Origin of the sequence: Brevibacterium spongiae (genome assembly GCF_026168515.1) — a bacterium.
In the GTDB taxonomy this organism is placed as follows: Bacteria; Actinomycetota; Actinomycetes; order Actinomycetales; family Brevibacteriaceae; genus Brevibacterium; species Brevibacterium spongiae.
Genome location: NZ_CP093443.1, coordinates 2,753,887 through 2,768,355, shown reverse-complemented (window position 1 = coordinate 2,768,355; position 14,469 = coordinate 2,753,887). Strand labels below are relative to the sequence as shown.

General features: G+C 66.3%; 12 protein-coding genes and 2 tRNA genes. 8 read left to right on the top strand and 6 right to left on the bottom strand.

Features of this window, described 5'->3' with window-relative positions; genetic code table 11:
* The first annotated feature begins 147 nt into the window (after positions 1–147).
* From gltX to L1F31_RS12415, 4 genes are all read left to right on the top strand, one after another.
* On the top strand, positions 148–1,560 hold the full coding sequence (gene gltX, locus L1F31_RS12430) for a glutamate--tRNA ligase (protein ID WP_429860968.1): 1,413 nt from the start codon (positions 148–150) through the stop codon (positions 1,558–1,560).
* A 2-nt stretch (positions 1,561–1,562) separates the two neighbouring features.
* A complete protein-coding gene (locus L1F31_RS12425) occupies positions 1,563–2,861 on the top strand; it encodes an alpha/beta fold hydrolase (RefSeq protein WP_265417593.1) in 1,299 nt (432 codons plus the stop codon).
* A gap of 182 nt (positions 2,862–3,043) precedes the next feature.
* Positions 3,044–3,115 (top strand) — tRNA-Gln (locus L1F31_RS12420).
* A 37-nt stretch (positions 3,116–3,152) separates the two neighbouring features.
* Positions 3,153–3,225 (top strand) — tRNA-Glu (locus tag L1F31_RS12415).
* 152 nt (positions 3,226–3,377) lie between these two features.
* On the opposite strand, the gene L1F31_RS12410 is transcribed toward L1F31_RS12415, so the two are convergent.
* Both L1F31_RS12410 and L1F31_RS12405 read right to left on the bottom strand, forming a co-directional pair.
* Positions 3,378–4,121, bottom strand: coding sequence for a DUF4282 domain-containing protein (locus tag L1F31_RS12410; protein WP_265417592.1), 744 nt, complete (start codon positions 4,119–4,121; stop codon positions 3,378–3,380).
* Between the two features lie 195 nt (positions 4,122–4,316).
* Positions 4,317–5,429, bottom strand: coding sequence for an aldose 1-epimerase family protein (locus L1F31_RS12405; RefSeq protein WP_265417591.1), 1,113 nt, complete (start codon positions 5,427–5,429; stop codon positions 4,317–4,319).
* Positions 5,430–5,545: 116 nt separating this feature from the next.
* On the opposite strand from L1F31_RS12405, the gene galT reads away from it, so the two are divergent.
* The 3 genes from galT to L1F31_RS12390 all read left to right on the top strand — a co-directional run bounded on the left by galT (position 5,546) and on the right by L1F31_RS12390 (position 9,034).
* Positions 5,546–6,778, top strand: coding sequence for a galactose-1-phosphate uridylyltransferase (galT, locus tag L1F31_RS12400; protein ID WP_265417590.1), 1,233 nt, complete (start codon positions 5,546–5,548; stop codon positions 6,776–6,778).
* A complete protein-coding gene (gene galK / locus L1F31_RS12395) occupies positions 6,775–8,061 on the top strand; it encodes a galactokinase (protein WP_265417589.1) in 1,287 nt (428 codons plus the stop codon). Before galT ends, galK begins: the two co-directional genes overlap by 4 nt.
* 133 nt (positions 8,062–8,194) lie before the next feature.
* Positions 8,195–9,034: an alpha/beta fold hydrolase gene (locus L1F31_RS12390; protein WP_265417588.1), complete on the top strand. Its 840-nt coding sequence runs from the start codon at positions 8,195–8,197 to the stop codon at positions 9,032–9,034.
* Between the two features lie 37 nt (positions 9,035–9,071).
* On the opposite strand, the gene L1F31_RS12385 is transcribed toward L1F31_RS12390, so the two are convergent.
* The 4 genes from L1F31_RS12385 to L1F31_RS12370 form a co-directional block, all read right to left on the bottom strand.
* The gene (locus L1F31_RS12385; RefSeq protein WP_265417587.1) at positions 9,072–9,359 is read right to left on the bottom strand and encodes a hypothetical protein; all 288 of its coding nucleotides are present in this window, start codon (positions 9,357–9,359) and stop codon (positions 9,072–9,074) included.
* 11 nt (positions 9,360–9,370) lie between these two features.
* Positions 9,371–11,068 (bottom strand): sodium:solute symporter family protein, encoded by a 1,698-nt coding sequence (locus L1F31_RS12380; RefSeq protein WP_265417586.1) that lies wholly within the window; start codon positions 11,066–11,068, stop codon positions 9,371–9,373.
* A 160-nt stretch (positions 11,069–11,228) separates the two neighbouring features.
* The gene (locus tag L1F31_RS12375; RefSeq protein WP_265417585.1) at positions 11,229–11,987 is read right to left on the bottom strand and encodes a DeoR/GlpR family DNA-binding transcription regulator; all 759 of its coding nucleotides are present in this window, start codon (positions 11,985–11,987) and stop codon (positions 11,229–11,231) included.
* A gap of 93 nt (positions 11,988–12,080) precedes the next feature.
* Positions 12,081–12,797 carry an IclR family transcriptional regulator gene (locus tag L1F31_RS12370; RefSeq protein WP_265417584.1) on the bottom strand — a complete coding sequence of 239 codons (717 nt, stop codon included), beginning with the start codon at positions 12,795–12,797 and terminating at the stop codon, positions 12,081–12,083.
* Positions 12,798–12,973: 176 nt separating this feature from the next.
* Here L1F31_RS12370 and leuC point away from each other — a divergent pair, with 176 nt between their 5' ends.
* Entirely contained in the window at positions 12,974–14,458 is a 1,485-nt protein-coding gene (leuC, locus tag L1F31_RS12365; protein ID WP_265417583.1) for a 3-isopropylmalate dehydratase large subunit, read from the top strand.
* The last annotated feature ends 11 nt before the right edge of the window (positions 14,459–14,469 follow it).

Below are 14,469 nucleotides of genomic sequence, written 5' to 3'. Positions count from 1 at the left end.
ACCAGCGCGACAGCGCCCAGCCACACCAGCGCCACCGCGCACCGACTCGCACACCACAGACTCACACCCGAGAAGATCACACAAAGGACAATCGTGAGCGTCACAGTTCGTTTCTGCCCATCACCCACCGGCACCCCGCACGTCGGCATGGTCCGCACGGCCCTGTTCAACTGGGCCTATGCCAAGCACACCGGCGGCAAGTTCGTCTTCCGCATCGAGGACACCGACGCAGCCCGCGACTCCGAGGAGAGCTTCGGCCAAGTCGTCGAGGCCCTCAAATGGCTGGGCCTGGATTGGGACGAAGGCATCGAGGTCGGCGGCGACAACGGCCCCTACCGCCAGTCCCAGCGCGGTGAGATCTACGCCGAGGTCATCGAGAAGCTCAAAGCCGGCGGCCACATCTACGAGTCGTACTCGACGAACGAAGAGGTCGAAGCTCGGCACAAGGCAGCAGGCCGCGACCCCAAGCTCGGCTACGACGGTTACGACCGCGACCTGACCGAGGACCAGAAGGCCGCCTTCCGCGCCGAAGGCCGCGAACCCGTGTGGCGAGTCCGCATGCCCGATGAGGACATCACCTTCACCGACCTCGTCCGCGGCGACATCACCTTCAAGGCCGGCACCGTGCCCGACTTCGTCGTCGTCCGCGCCAACGGACAGCCGCTGTACACCCTGGTCAACCCCGTCGATGATGCGCTCATGGGCATCACCCATGTGCTCCGCGGCGAGGACATCCTGTCCTCGACACCACGCCAGATCGCCCTGTACGAGCACCTCAAAGCCATCGGAATCGCCGAGGCGACACCTGAGTTCGGCCACCTGCCCTACGTCATGGGCGAGGGCAACAAGAAGCTGTCGAAGCGCGACCCAGAATCGAACCTGTTCCTCCACCGCGAGAACGGCTTCATCCCCGAGGGACTCATCAACTACCTCGCCCTGCTCGGCTGGTCCATCGGACCCGACCGCGACGTCTTCAGCGTCAAGGAGTTCACCGAGGCATTCGACATCCACGATGTCCTGCCCAACCCGGCCCGGTTCGACGTGAAGAAGGCCACCGCCATCAACGCCGACCACATCCGCCTCCTCGAAGTGGATGACTTCCGTGATCGTCTGGTGCCCTATCTCCAGGCCGCCGAGGTGCTTCCCGAGTCCCCGTCGGAGGAGCAGCTGGCGATCCTCGACCAGGCGGCACCGCTCGTGCAGACTCGGATGAAGCTGCTCGGGGAGGCCCCTGACCTGCTCGCGTTCCTCTTCACCCCTGACGCCGACCTGACAATGGCCGAGGACGGGCTGAAGACGCTCAAGGACTCCGCCCCCGAGGTGCTCGCCGCCTCCATCGAGGTCCTCGAAGGACTCGAGGAGTGGACGACCGCGAAGCTCGAAGAGGTGCTCTCGGCGAAGCTCGTCGACGAGATGGAGATCAAACCGCGCCTGGCCTACGGTCCGCTGCGCGTGGCCGTGTCCGGCCGCAAGGTCTCCCCGCCGCTGTTCGAGTCCATGGAGATCCTCGGCAAGGACTCCTCACTCTCCCGCCTCAAGGCGCTCGCGGCGCAGCTGTGACCATGGTCGAGCAGAAGAACTGGACCCGTGGGGGACTGCACTTCCGTGACGTGACGGTTACCGTGCCCTTCGACCATTTCGGACGGTCGGGGGATGCCGCCTCGGCGGGGGTGAGACTGCCCGAGACGTTGAGCGTGTTCGCACGGATCATCGCCACCGAGGAGGCGAGCACCAAGCCCTACCTCGTGTACCTGCAGGGCGGGCCCGGGGTCGAGGCACCACGCCCGGTGACGCCGGTGAGCCCCGGCAGCTGGGTGGCCCGCGCGCTCGAGGAGTTCCAGGTCGTCATGCTCGACCAGCGTGGGACGGGGCGGTCGAACCCGATCGGCTCCGTCGACGGGGACATCACCGGATTGGAGACGGTCGGTGAGGATCCGGCCGCGATCGCCGAGGCGCTCTCCTTCTTCCGCGCCGATTCGATCGTCGAGGACGCGGAGATCCTGCGCGGCCACCTCGGCGCGGATACCTGGTCCCTGCTGGGGCAGTCCTTCGGCGGATTCACGACTCTGCGGTACATCTCCGCTCATGCGAACGCGCTTCACGAGGTGTACTTCACCGGCGGGCTGCCGGCCATCGGTCTCGACCCGGCGGAAGTCTACGGGCGGACCTGGGAAGGCATGATCGGCAAGTCCGAACAGCACTACCGGGCGTTCCCCGGCGACCGGGAGAAGATGCGCAGGCTCAGCGATCTCGCATCGTTGGGTGAGGGCATCGCCTTGCCTGGGGGAGCGCGGGCGACGCGGGAGCGGATCCGGCTGCTCGGGCACTTCCTCGGTGCCTCCGACGGGCCGGAGAAGCTTCACTACCTGCTTGACCTCGATCCCGCCTCGGCGGCGTTCCGGCACGATCTGGCTGCGTCGCTGCCGTTCTCGGGGCGCAATCCGCTCTACGCGGTCATTCACGAATCCTGCTGGGCTGACGGAACGGTGACGAACTGGGCGGCGAGGCGGGCGATGCCCGATGCCGTCCGTGAGGATCCGACCCTGCTGGCCGGTGAGCATGCCGGGCCCGAATCTCTGCACGAGGATCCGGAGCTCGCCCCCTTCGCCGAGGTGGCTGAACTCGTTGCCGCACGCCGGTGGCCCGCTCTCTACGACGTCGATGCGCTGCGGGCCGCCTCGGTGCGAGGTGCTGCGGCGGTGTACTTCGACGATGCGTACGTGCCGGTGGAGTACTCGCTGGCCACGGCCGAGCACCTGTCCGGGGTGAAGCCGTGGGTGACGAACGAATACGAACACAACGGTCTGCGCGCCGACGGCTATCGGGTTCTCGACCGGCTCATCGGCCTCGCCCGCGGGTAAGGCTCGCGCCCGTCGGCTCAGGCGGACCGAGCCTGTCGGTGGGCCGGGTGCGGGGAACCTGCTGTGTTAAGAAGGTCACACCGAAAAGGAGCCTCTCGGATTTGTCGTGAGGCAGGGTGCTTGTGTAGAGTTATATCTCGTTGCTCAGGGAAAATCTCCACGGGGATGACCTTGAAAAACATTGGGCTATGGTGTAATTGGCAGCACGAGTGATTCTGGTTCATTTAGTCTAGGTTCAAGTCCTGGTAGCCCAGCGGACACAGTCCGGAGTTCTCCAGGAGTGTTGTTCTAGCCCCCGTCGTCTAGTGGCCTAGGACGCCGCCCTCTCAAGGCGGTAACGGCAGTTCGAATCTGCTCGGGGGTACGGTTGAGCCCCACATCGATGCGTCGGTGAGGGGCTCACTCTAATTCACAGGCTGTGCTTCGCAGAGCTGCGTTTGTGGTCACTCCGCCGAGGCGAATCGGGAGTACAGGCCCAGCGCCCTCGGCGGAGTGACCACAAACGCGGTGCGCGGGTCAGCGGGAGACGGAATCAGCGATGCGCTTCGTGTGCTCAGCCGTCTTGATGTTGGACACGATGAGTTCGAGCACGAGCCGGACGCCGATGACCCACAGTGCCGGAATGATCCAACCGAAGATGATCGAGAGGATCAACGGCAGCACGCTGAAGCTCGGTCCGTCGCTGAAGTAGCTCGCAGCCGAGCCGGCGGCGATTCCCGCGCTGATGCCGGCGATGATGGTGCCGATGTAGGACAGCGCCGCGACGACGATCGCGATGATGTAGATGAAGCCGGCCCACTTCACTGCGATGAAGTTGTCGAAGCGGATGTCGAACAGCGATTTGAAGAAGCCGGGCTGACCCGATGCCTGCTGCGGGGCCTGACCGTAGGCGGGCTGACCGTAAGAGGGCTGAGCATACGTCGGCTGCCCGTAGCCGTGCTGTTCTGCTCCCTGCTGATACGCCCCCGGCTGTGTATAGGCGCCCTGATGGTAGGCGTCGGGCTGAGAGTAGGCACCCTGCTGATAGGCCTGCGCCTGGTAGCCGCTGGGATCATAGGTTCCCTGCTGAAAGCCGGGCTGCGAGTCGTGGCCGGCCTGCGAGTGCTGGCTGGACTGCAGGTTCTGGCCGTCTCGTGGATCCTGACTGGCCTGCGGGTCCTGTCCCTGTTCGTCCGATCCGGCGTTCGGACGATCGGGAGTCTGCTCAGTCGGAGTCGGCTGGTCGTTATTCGGATCGTTCGGGTTCTGTGGAGTCGACATGCTCGTCCCTTTCGCGAATGGAATGCGTCCCGTCCGGAATGCAGTCCCTGGCTGTCTGCTTGTAGTTGCAACCTATCAGGGTGCCCTTTCACGCGGCACGACGTTCGTCATACCGGCAGACCCGCGGGCGCAGGGAGCCACAGGCAAGCAGGCACCGGCCGTCGTGTGGGCCGGCAGGCGAAGGGACGGCGAGACTCAGTCTCCGCGCGCCCCAGAAGGCCCTGCTGCTTCTGCACACGATTCGGCCGACTCCGCAGAAGACTCAGCACCTTCGCGTGCGCACTCTCCGCTCGACAACAGCGACAGGCTCCACTCGACAGCGAGGTCCTGACCGGGCTCGACAACGTCGAAGTCCTCGCCGGCGGTCCCGGCGGCAAAGGCGTTGGGCGGACACGTCATCGGCTCGATCGCGATCGCCTGTCTGGACAGATCGTCACCGAGGCCGTCGCCCGTGCACACCTGCCAGGTGCGGAAACCAGGTCCCATCCCGACGACGATCTCACGATCGTCGACTCCCTTGAGCCGAGCCCGCGACCACCCGTCACTCCCGCGCCGAGGCGAACCGAAGGCATCATCGAGCACCGCACCGCCGATCGTGCGAATCGCTCGGAAGTCCTTGCAGACGATGCACGCCGACTCCTCGGCCGCATGGTCGGCCGGGATCACCGTGCCGTCATCGAACGGGCGGACACCGCGGGGGATGAGGCGGTCATCGGGCTGGAACCAGGTGGTGGCGGGGACGAGCAGCTGAGCCTCGTCGACGAGGATGCCCGTGGGGATGCCTGTGGAACTGCCAGCGGAAGTGCCGGTGGAAGAGCCGCTGGGTCTGCCGGCTGCGGCTCCAGCCGCGGTGCCGGGGGACAGCCACGGATGGAAGCCGAAGCCGAACGGGGCCGAATCGGTCCCGAGATTCCGGGCACGGGCGCGGATGCTCAGCGCCGCCTCGGCGAGCTCATAGTCGATCGACAGGGCGAAGGTGAACGGATATCCCTCGCTCGGTCGCAGAGAGAATTCGAGGCTCACCGCGCACTCCGTCCGTTTCGCCACAGTCCATTCGACACCGGCGACGAGACCGTGCAGGGCGGTCTGGCGTTCGGGTTCGGTGATCGGCAGCTGATGGCTTCGCCCGCCGAAATCGAAGCGGCCGTCGGCGATCCGGTTCGGCCACGGGGCGAGCACAGCGCCGTCGAACGCTCCCATCGGCACGACGACCGGGCGCTCGCCGACGGCGAAGCTGAGCAGGGACGCACCGATGGGGGAGATGACCGCAGTGGACTCGTCGCGGGCGAGTTCGATATCGGCGGTCATGGATCTCCGGGGTCGGCGGCGGGAGGAATCGTTGCCGATATTCTACGCCGACGGCGCACACAACGGCGGCCTGATGTTAGCATTATGATCGAAAATGATAACTTTTGGGAGGTCTGATGTCAGCGTCGCATCGCCGGACGAAACTGTCCGATGGTCGTGAGGCCCTGTTCTTCCAGGACCCCGACTCACCAGCACCGACGATCGACGCGGACCCCCGGCCTCGGGAAGTCCGACCCGCCAGCGGCACTGTGCGCTTCGACGTGCTCACCGGGGAATGGGTGGCCGTGGCCACGCACCGACAGTCGCGCACCCACCTGCCGGCCGCCGCCGACTGCCCGCTGTGCCCGTCGACGCCCGATCGACCCACCGAAGTCCCCGCCGCTGATTTCGACGTCGTCGTCTTCGAGAACCGCTTCCCCTCGCTGGGACCCGACCTCGGTGACGTCCCGTCGCCTGCGTCCGTCGACGCTTCCCTCGCCGAGGCGGCCGCGCCGACGAATTCCACCACCGCCGAGGCAGCCGCTGCCACGGTCGAATCCGTGACCTCTGCGCTGTCGGCTCCCGGCCACGGCCGCTGCGAAGTCGTCGTGTTCTCCTCCGAGCACGACGGGTCCTTCGCCGAGCTCGGCGATGTGCGCGCCCGCACCGTCATCGATGCGTGGGCACATCGCACCGCCGAACTGCAGGCACTGCCGGGCATCGAGCAGGTCTTCGTCTTCGAGAACCGCGGCGAGGAGATCGGGGTGACGATGAATCACCCGCACGGTCAGATCTATGCTTACCCGTATGTCACACCGCACACGGCGATCACCTCGGCCAGGGCGAAGCAGCACCTGCGCGCGACCGGACGGCCGCTGATGGGCGACGTGCTGGCCTTCGAACGCGGTTCGGGGGAGCGGATGGTCCTCGAATCCGAGCACTTCTCCGCCTTCGTGCCCTTCGCCGCCCGGTGGCCGATCGAAGTCCACATCGTCCCTCACCGACAGGTGGGCGGCCTCGACGAACTCAGTGACGCCGAGCGAGACGATCTGGCCCGCACCTATCCCGAGGTGCTGCGACGCATCGACGGACTCTATCCGACCCCCACCCCCTATATCGCGGCCTGGCACCAGGCACCGGTTCACAGCGAGGACCGGTCGGCCGAATGGCTCCATCTTGAGATCACGAGCCCGCGCAGAGCTGAGAACAAGCTGAAGTTCCTCGCCGGATCCGAAGCAGCCATGGGCGCCTTCGTCGGCGACGTCTCCGCCGAGGAGACCGCCGCCCGGCTGCGCGCGGTGAGCGTGGCCAGAGGTGAGGCGCACGCGTCTGGTTCGGCGGACTCGACGAGCGAAGGAGGCGACCGATGAACCGGGCCGGACCGACCGCCGCGAGTCTCGCGGCCGAATTCACCACACTGTTCGGCTATCAGCCACTCGGCTGCTACCGGGCGCCCGGACGCGTCAACCTCATCGGTGAGCACACCGACTACAACAACGGATTCGTCCTGCCCATCGCCATCGACCGGGCCGTGCACGTCGCCATCGGACGCCGCCCCGAACGATCCGAAGCCCAGAGCGCCGAAGATGTCCACGGCACAGCGGAGCCGCCTCTGCGAGCAGAGAGCATCCGGATCATCTCCGACCATCGCGACGATTCTGGCCTGCGGCTGTCCGGCCAGTTCACGGCCGAGGAGCTCGCGCCGGGAGTGCTGCGCGGCTGGCTCAGCCATCCCGCAGGAGTCGTCGACGAGATCGCGAAGACCACGGGCACGGTCGTCGAAGGCTTCGACCTCTACATCGAATCGACCGTACCCGTCGGTGCCGGACTCTCGTCTTCTCACGCCCTCGAAGTGGCCGTGCTCATCGCACTCGACGAGGTCTGCGGGCTCGGGCTCAGCGATGCGGAGAAGGTGCTGCTCACCCAGCGGGCTGAGAACGACTTCGTCGGTGCTCCGACCGGAATCGTCGACCAGGCCGCCTCCATCATGACCGAGGACGGGCACGCGCTCTTCCTCGACTGCCGTGATCTCAGCACCCGCCAGATCCCCTTCGATCTCGACGCCGAGGGGCTGAAGCTGCTCGTCATCGATACGCGAGTCTCGCACTCCCACAGCGAAAGCGGATACGGAGTCCGCAGGCGGACCTGCGAAGACGTCGCCGCGCTCTTCGGCGCCGAGAGCCTGCGCGAAGTCGACGAGGCTGCAGATCTGAGCGACCTGACCGACGAGCAGCAGAAGCGGGTGCGGCACGTGTTCAGCGAGAACGCCCGCGTGCATGCCACTGTCGATCTGCTCGACGGGGCGAGCGACAGCGGGTCCGGCGACAGCGCAGACGGTGTGAAGGGAACCGCAGCAGGGAACGGGATCCGAGGCATCGGCGAACTCCTGCTCGCCTCCCACACCTCGCTGTCGAAGGACTATGAGGTGTCGTGCGTCGAGCTCGATGCCGCGGTCGCAGCGGCGATGGATGCCGGTGCGATCGGAGCGCGGATGATCGGCGGCGGTTTCGGAGGATCGGCGATCGCGCTCGTCGACGCTGATGCCGTCGACGACATCAGTGCTGCCGTGACCGAGGCGTTCGCGGAACGCGGCTACCGAGCACCTGACATCTTCGCCGTCAGCGCGGGTCCGGGAGCTGGACGACTCGCCTGACCTCCGCTGTCGACTGACTCCACCGTCGAATGACCCCACTATCGACTGACCTCACCCTTGACCGGTCGCACCTATCGGTTCATTATTGAAATCACGGTTCTGATTATGAACTGATACCGATGGGGAGGCCGGGATGGAAACCCGTGAGGTCAATGGAGTCGTGCTCGGCATCGAGGCCTTCGGCACGGATTCGACACCACCGGTCCTCTGCCTCGGCGGACCGACGATGCTGTCCTGGCCGGACGCGCTGTGCGAATCGCTGGCAGATCGAGGGCGATACGTCGTGCGCTGCGATCTCCGTGATGCCGGTGCCTCGACCAGAGGCGACCTCGAAGCCCCCGCATACACGCTGCGAGACCTCGCCGCCGATGCCGCCGCTCTGGCGGACACCCTCGGCAGCGGGCCCGTGCACCTGGCGGGCATCGGCATCAGCGGGATGGTCGCTCAGGTCGCGGCCCTCGACCACCCAGAAGCGTTCGCCGCTCTCACCCTCATCGGTTCACGACCCGTCGCCCCCGGACCGGTCGACGAGGATCTGCCCGACCACGACGCGACGGCGATGAAACGGCTCTTCTCCCGGCCCGAGCCGGACTGGACGGACCCCGCCGCGGTCGGAGAATACGCCGCCGAGGCGGCGCGCATCCTCGGCGACGATCCTGAGGAGGCTCGGGGGAGAGCTCAGCGGATCTGGGACCGGACGGACAGCTCCGATCCGGCCGCTCACCTCGCCGACCAGGTGGGAATGGTGTTCTCTCGGCTCGACTGCAGGCCCCGGTGGCGGGAGAGGCTGCCGGAGCTGACGCTGCCGACACTCATCGTCCACGGTCGGCTGGCCCCGTTCTTCCCCGTGGGAAACGGCGAAGCGCTCGCCCGCGATATTCGGACTGCCCGACTGCTCGTGCTCGACGACGCCGCACGTGACATTCCGCAGTCCGCGATCACCGAGGTGGCTGCGGCGATGGCAGGGCTCTGACCGTCGACATCGGCCGACCGATCTGTGAACCGCGGTGTCAGTCGCTGCCCGGAGCCGCCTCGGTGCCGGTGACGTCATCCGGGTCGTCGATGATCTTCAGCGGTCGCAGCTTGGCCCAGGCAAGGAAGAGCAGCGCGGCGATGATGAGGCCGATGCCGGTCCACAGGTTCGCATCGATGCCGCCGGTGCGCTCCGCCTCGTCGGGGGTGAAGGCGAAGATCCCGGCGAGGGTGAGGATGATGCCGAAGACACCCAGCAGCACTCCGATGAAATTGCGGATGTCGAAGGCGCCCGCGGTCTTGGTCAGTTCGTGTGATTTGCTCATGGTCTGCTCCTTCACCCGAAGGTCACGTTGAGGATGATGACGAGGACGAGTGCGACTCCCGCGACGGGAACCGGACGCTTCCACACCGGCGGCTTCGGTTCGCTGAAGTCCTCGAAGTCGGCTTTCGGGGTCTCCGAGTAGACGAGCCCGCGCAGCTCAGCTGGCGGCTTCGGTGAGGTGAAGTAGGTGACGATCACCGAGAGCACGATGTCGACGACGAACGCGGTGCTCGCGGCGAGGAAGGCCGCACCCTGACCGGGCAGGTCGAAGACCCCCGTCTCGCTGAGGATGAAGACGGCGACAGCCGAGAGCGTACCGCCGACGAGGCCGACCCAACCGGCCGTCGCAGTCATCCGTTTCCAGAACATGCCGAGGATGAACGTTGCGAACAGCGGTGCGTTGAAGAAGCCGAACAGCGTCTGCAGGTAGTCCATGAGGTTGGAGAAGTTGCCGGCGATGAGGGCGGTGAAGATCGCGACGATGCAGGCGCCGATCGTGGCGAATCGGCCGACCTTGAGGTAGTAGTCGTCCTCGCGGTCCTTGACCACGTACTGCTGCCACAGGTCGTAGCTGAAGACCGTGTTGAACGCGGAGATGTTCGCGGCCATCCCCGCCATGAATGCGGCGAGCAGACCGGCGATCGCGATGCCCAGCAGACCGTTCGGCAGGACCTCGCGCATGAGCAGCAGGAGCGCATCGTTGTACGTCACGCCGGTCTGAGCCTGTGCGGTCGCCTCGTCGACGGAGGCGGAGATCTGCTTGAACTCCGTGAGCTGGTTGACGAGCACCGCAGCGATCATGCCGGGGATGACGACGATGAAGGGGATGAGCATCTTCGGGAACGCGCCGAGGATCGGGGTCAGTCGAGCGGCGTTGATGCTCTTCGACGCCATCGCCCGCTGGACCTCGACGAAGTTCGTCGTCCAGTAGCCGAAGGAGAGCACGAAGCCGAGGCCGAAGACGATGCCGACGACCGAGAGCACGGGGTTGTCGAATCCGGAGAGCTGCTCACCCGGCCAGCTGCTCAGCTGTTCGGCTCCGAGCATTCCGTCGTTGCTCACCCGGTCCACGAGGCCGTCCCAGCCGCCGACGCGGTTGAGGCCGATGAGCGTCAGCGGCAGGAGCGCTGCGACGATGACGAAGAACTGGAGCACTTCGTTGTAGATCGCGGCGGTGAGGCCACCGAGCGTGATGTAGGACAGGACGATCACGGCGGCGACGACGAGGGCGATCCACAGCGGCCAGCCGAGGAGGCGGTTGACGATCGTGCCGAGCAGGAAGAGGTTGACGCCGGCGATGAGGATCTGCGCGACCGCGAACGACAGCGCATTGACCAGGTGGGCGCCGGTGCCGAAGCGTTTGCGCATGAACTCCGGCACGGATCTGACCTTGGATCCGTAGTAGAAGGGCATCATGACGACACCGAGGAAGAGCATCGCCGGGACTGCGCCGATCCAGAAATAGTGCATCGTCGGCATGCCGTACTGGGCACCCGTTGCGGACATGCCCATGATCTCCACGGCGCCGAGGTTGGCCGAGACGAAGGCGAGAGCCGTGACCCAGGCCGGAAGGCTCCGCCCGGAGAGGAGGAACTCGATGCTCGAGGAGATCCCGCGTTTGGCGAACCAGCCGATCCCGAGGACGAAGACGAAGTAGATCGCTATCAGCAGATAGTCGATCCACTGTGCATCTAAGCGGATTGCTTCCAAGGTTCCTCCAACGGCGTCGGTGAATGGCATTCTGTGGGCTGGGCCACCTAAGCACGACACTTTAGAGGATTGTGAGCCTGATCGCTAGTGATCGAACCTGAACTGTTTTGATCGTTTGTCCGGAGGGTGCTTCGGGGAGTGGTCTGCGGGCGGTCGAAAGTCACACCGCTTCGACGTCGACGCCCGCCTTCTGCAGGGCCCCGACCTCGGCTTTGTCACTCTTCGCATCCGTGATGAGGTGGTCGATCTCGTCGGTCGGGACCGTGAGCACGGACGAGCGGATTCCGACCTTCGTGTGATCGACGAGCGCGATGACCCGTCCCGCGCCTGTGGCCATGGCGCGATCTGTGTCGGCGACCGGGAAGGCGGGGGTCGAGAGGCCGAAGTCCGCGGCCAGGCCGTTGCCGGAGAGGAAGACGGTGTCGGCGCGCAGCCCGAGCAGCTGGGAGACCGTCCCACCGCCGACGAAGGCACGGATGGAATGTCGCAGCATTCCGCCGACGACGATGACCTCATTGTCGGGGGAGGAGACCATGGCCTCGGCGACGAGCAGCGAATTCGTGACCACGCGCAGGCCCGAGAACCGCGTGAGCTCCTTGGCCAGCAGCTCGGTCGTCGTGCCCGGCCCCAGCGCCACGACATCCCCGTTGCGCACACGGGCGGCCGCGGCACGTGCGATCGCCGTCTTCTCCGCCAGCGCCTGCTCGAGCTTCTCCGCATAGCTCGACTCCCGTGCGCTCGAGGCCAGCACGGCACCGCCGTGTGTGCGGATGAGTCGCCCCTCCTCGGCGAGCTGATCGAGGTCGCGGCGAATCGTCACGGCCGAGGTGTCGAGCTTCTCGGACAGGGCAGTGATGGAGACGGCGCCGTCTCTCTCGATCGTTTCGACGATGATATTGCGTCTCTGGGCGGCGATCATGGGGCCATAGTACAGACTGCGGGCCCGGGGAAGAGTTCCCCCGGGCCCGCATAGCGTCGGTCGAGACGAGATCATGCCTGTCGAGTCAGTTCATCACCCGCGCACGAGAGCTTCGGTCAGAGTCCGGGCGGCATCGATGACGGACTTCGCGTGCAGACGACCCGGCTGCCGGGTGAGCCGGTCGACGGGTCCGGAGATCGAGACGGCCGCAACCACGCGATTGCTCGGCCCGCGCACAGGGGCCGACACCGAGGCGACGCCTCGTTCACGTTCGGCGATCGACTGCGCCCATCCTCGGCGACGGACTCCGGAGAGCATCGTCGCGGAGAACCGGGCCCCGCGCAGTCCGGTATGCAGACGGTCGGGCTCCTCCCAGGCCAGCAGCACCTGAGCGGCGGAGCCGGCCCGCATGCTCAGGGTTGCTCCGATCGGCACGGAGTCGCGCAGGCCCACGGGGCGTTCGGCGGCGGCCACGCACAGGCGCAGATCCCCCTGGCGGCGGAAGAGCTGAGCGGATTCACCGGTCTGATCGCGCAGCGCTCCGAGCACCGGGCCGGCGGCGGCCAGCAGGCGATCCTCACCGGCAGCCGAGGACAGCTCGGCCAGGCGCGGTCCGAGGACGAAGCGTCCCTGCAGATCACGGCCGACGATGCGGTGGAATTCAAGGGCAACAGCCAGGCGGTGGGCAGTGGGGCGTGCCAGTCCGGTCAGCGTCACCAATTCGGCGAGAGAGGCGGGTCCGGCCTCAAGTGCGGAGAGAACCATTGCGGCCTTGTCGATGACCCCGACGCCGCTACCATTGCTTGTCATAGACACCATTGTGCGCGTCTCAGTGGGCGAGATGCAAGTTCGCATTGCGATACGGGCGAGTAGATTTCGATTACGCACTCACTCCAGTGCAGACAACCCAGTTCGTCGACGCGTCGAACCTCGTCGCGTCAGCTCTACATCGGATGCAGGGAACCCCTGCATCGGCGGGAGGAACCATGCCACGCACATTGGCCGAGAAGGTCTGGGCCGATCACGTCGTCTCACTTGGTGTTGACGGTGCGCCGGACCTCATCTACATCGACCTCCACCTCGTCCACGAGGTGACGAGCCCGCAGGCCTTCGACGGACTCCGACTCGCCGGGCGTCCAGTGCGCCGCCCCGACCTCACCATCGCCACCGAGGACCACAACACCCCGACCTGGGACATCGACAAGCCGATCGCCGAACCCACCTCGGCCACGCAGATCAACACCCTGCGCAAGAACGCCGAAGAGTTCGGGATCCGTCTGCACAGCCTCGGCGACGCCGATCAGGGCATCGTCCACGTCGTGGGACCGCAGCTGGGCCTGACCCAGCCGGGCACCACCGTCGTCTGCGGCGACTCGCACACCTCCACCCACGGCGCCTTCGGAGCGCTCGCCTTCGGCATCGGCACCTCCGAGGTCGAACACGTGCTCGCAACCCAGACGCTGAGCCTCAAGCCCTTCAAGACGATGTCCATCACCGTCGACGGCGACCTGCCCGAAGGGTCGAGCGCGAAGGACATCATCCTCGCCATCATCGCGAAGATCGGCACCGGCGGGGGACAGGGCTACGTGCTCGAATACCGCGGCTCCGCAATCCGTCAGCTGTCGATGGAAGCGCGCATGACGATCTGCAATATGTCGATCGAAGCCGGCGCCCGCGCCGGAATGGTCGCCCCCGATGAGACGACGTTCGACTACGTCAAGGGCCGCCCGCACGCGCCCGAAGGCGAAGACTGGGACGCCGCGGTCGAGTACTGGAAGACCCTCTACACGGACGAAGGCGCGGAATTCGACGCCGAGGTCGTCCTCAACGCCGAAGACATCGAACCCTTCGTCACCTGGGGCACGAACCCCGGCCAGGGTCTGCCGCTGTCGGCCAGCGTGCCCAGCCCCGATGACTTCACCGATGAGAACGACAAGGCCGCCGCGGCCAACGCCCTGGCCTATATGGGACTGACGCCGGGTACGCCGCTGCGCGAGATCGAGGTTGACACCGTCTTCCTCGGCTCGTGCACGAACTCCCGGATCGAGGACCTGCGCGCCGCCGCCGACGTCGTCCGTGGTCGGAAGAAGGCCGAGAACGTCCGCTTCATGGTCGTTCCCGGCTCCGCGAAGGTCCGCCTCCAGGCCGAAGAAGAGGGTCTTGACACGATCTTCAAGGACTTCGGCGGCGAATGGCGCTTCGCCGGCTGCTCGATGTGCTTGGGCATGAACCCCGACCAGCTCGCCGAAGGCGAACGCTGCGCCTCGACCTCGAACCGCAACTTCGAAGGCCGTCAGGGCAAGGGCGGACGCACCCACCTCGTCTCACCGCTGGTCGCCGCCGCCACCGCGGTGCGCGGAACCCTGTCCTCACCCGGCGACGTCGCCGACCTGCCGCGAGACGCCGAACCCGTGGAATGGGCCGATGAACGACTCAGCCTCAACCTGACCCCGATCTCGGCGAACGACTGACGAAGGAAGAC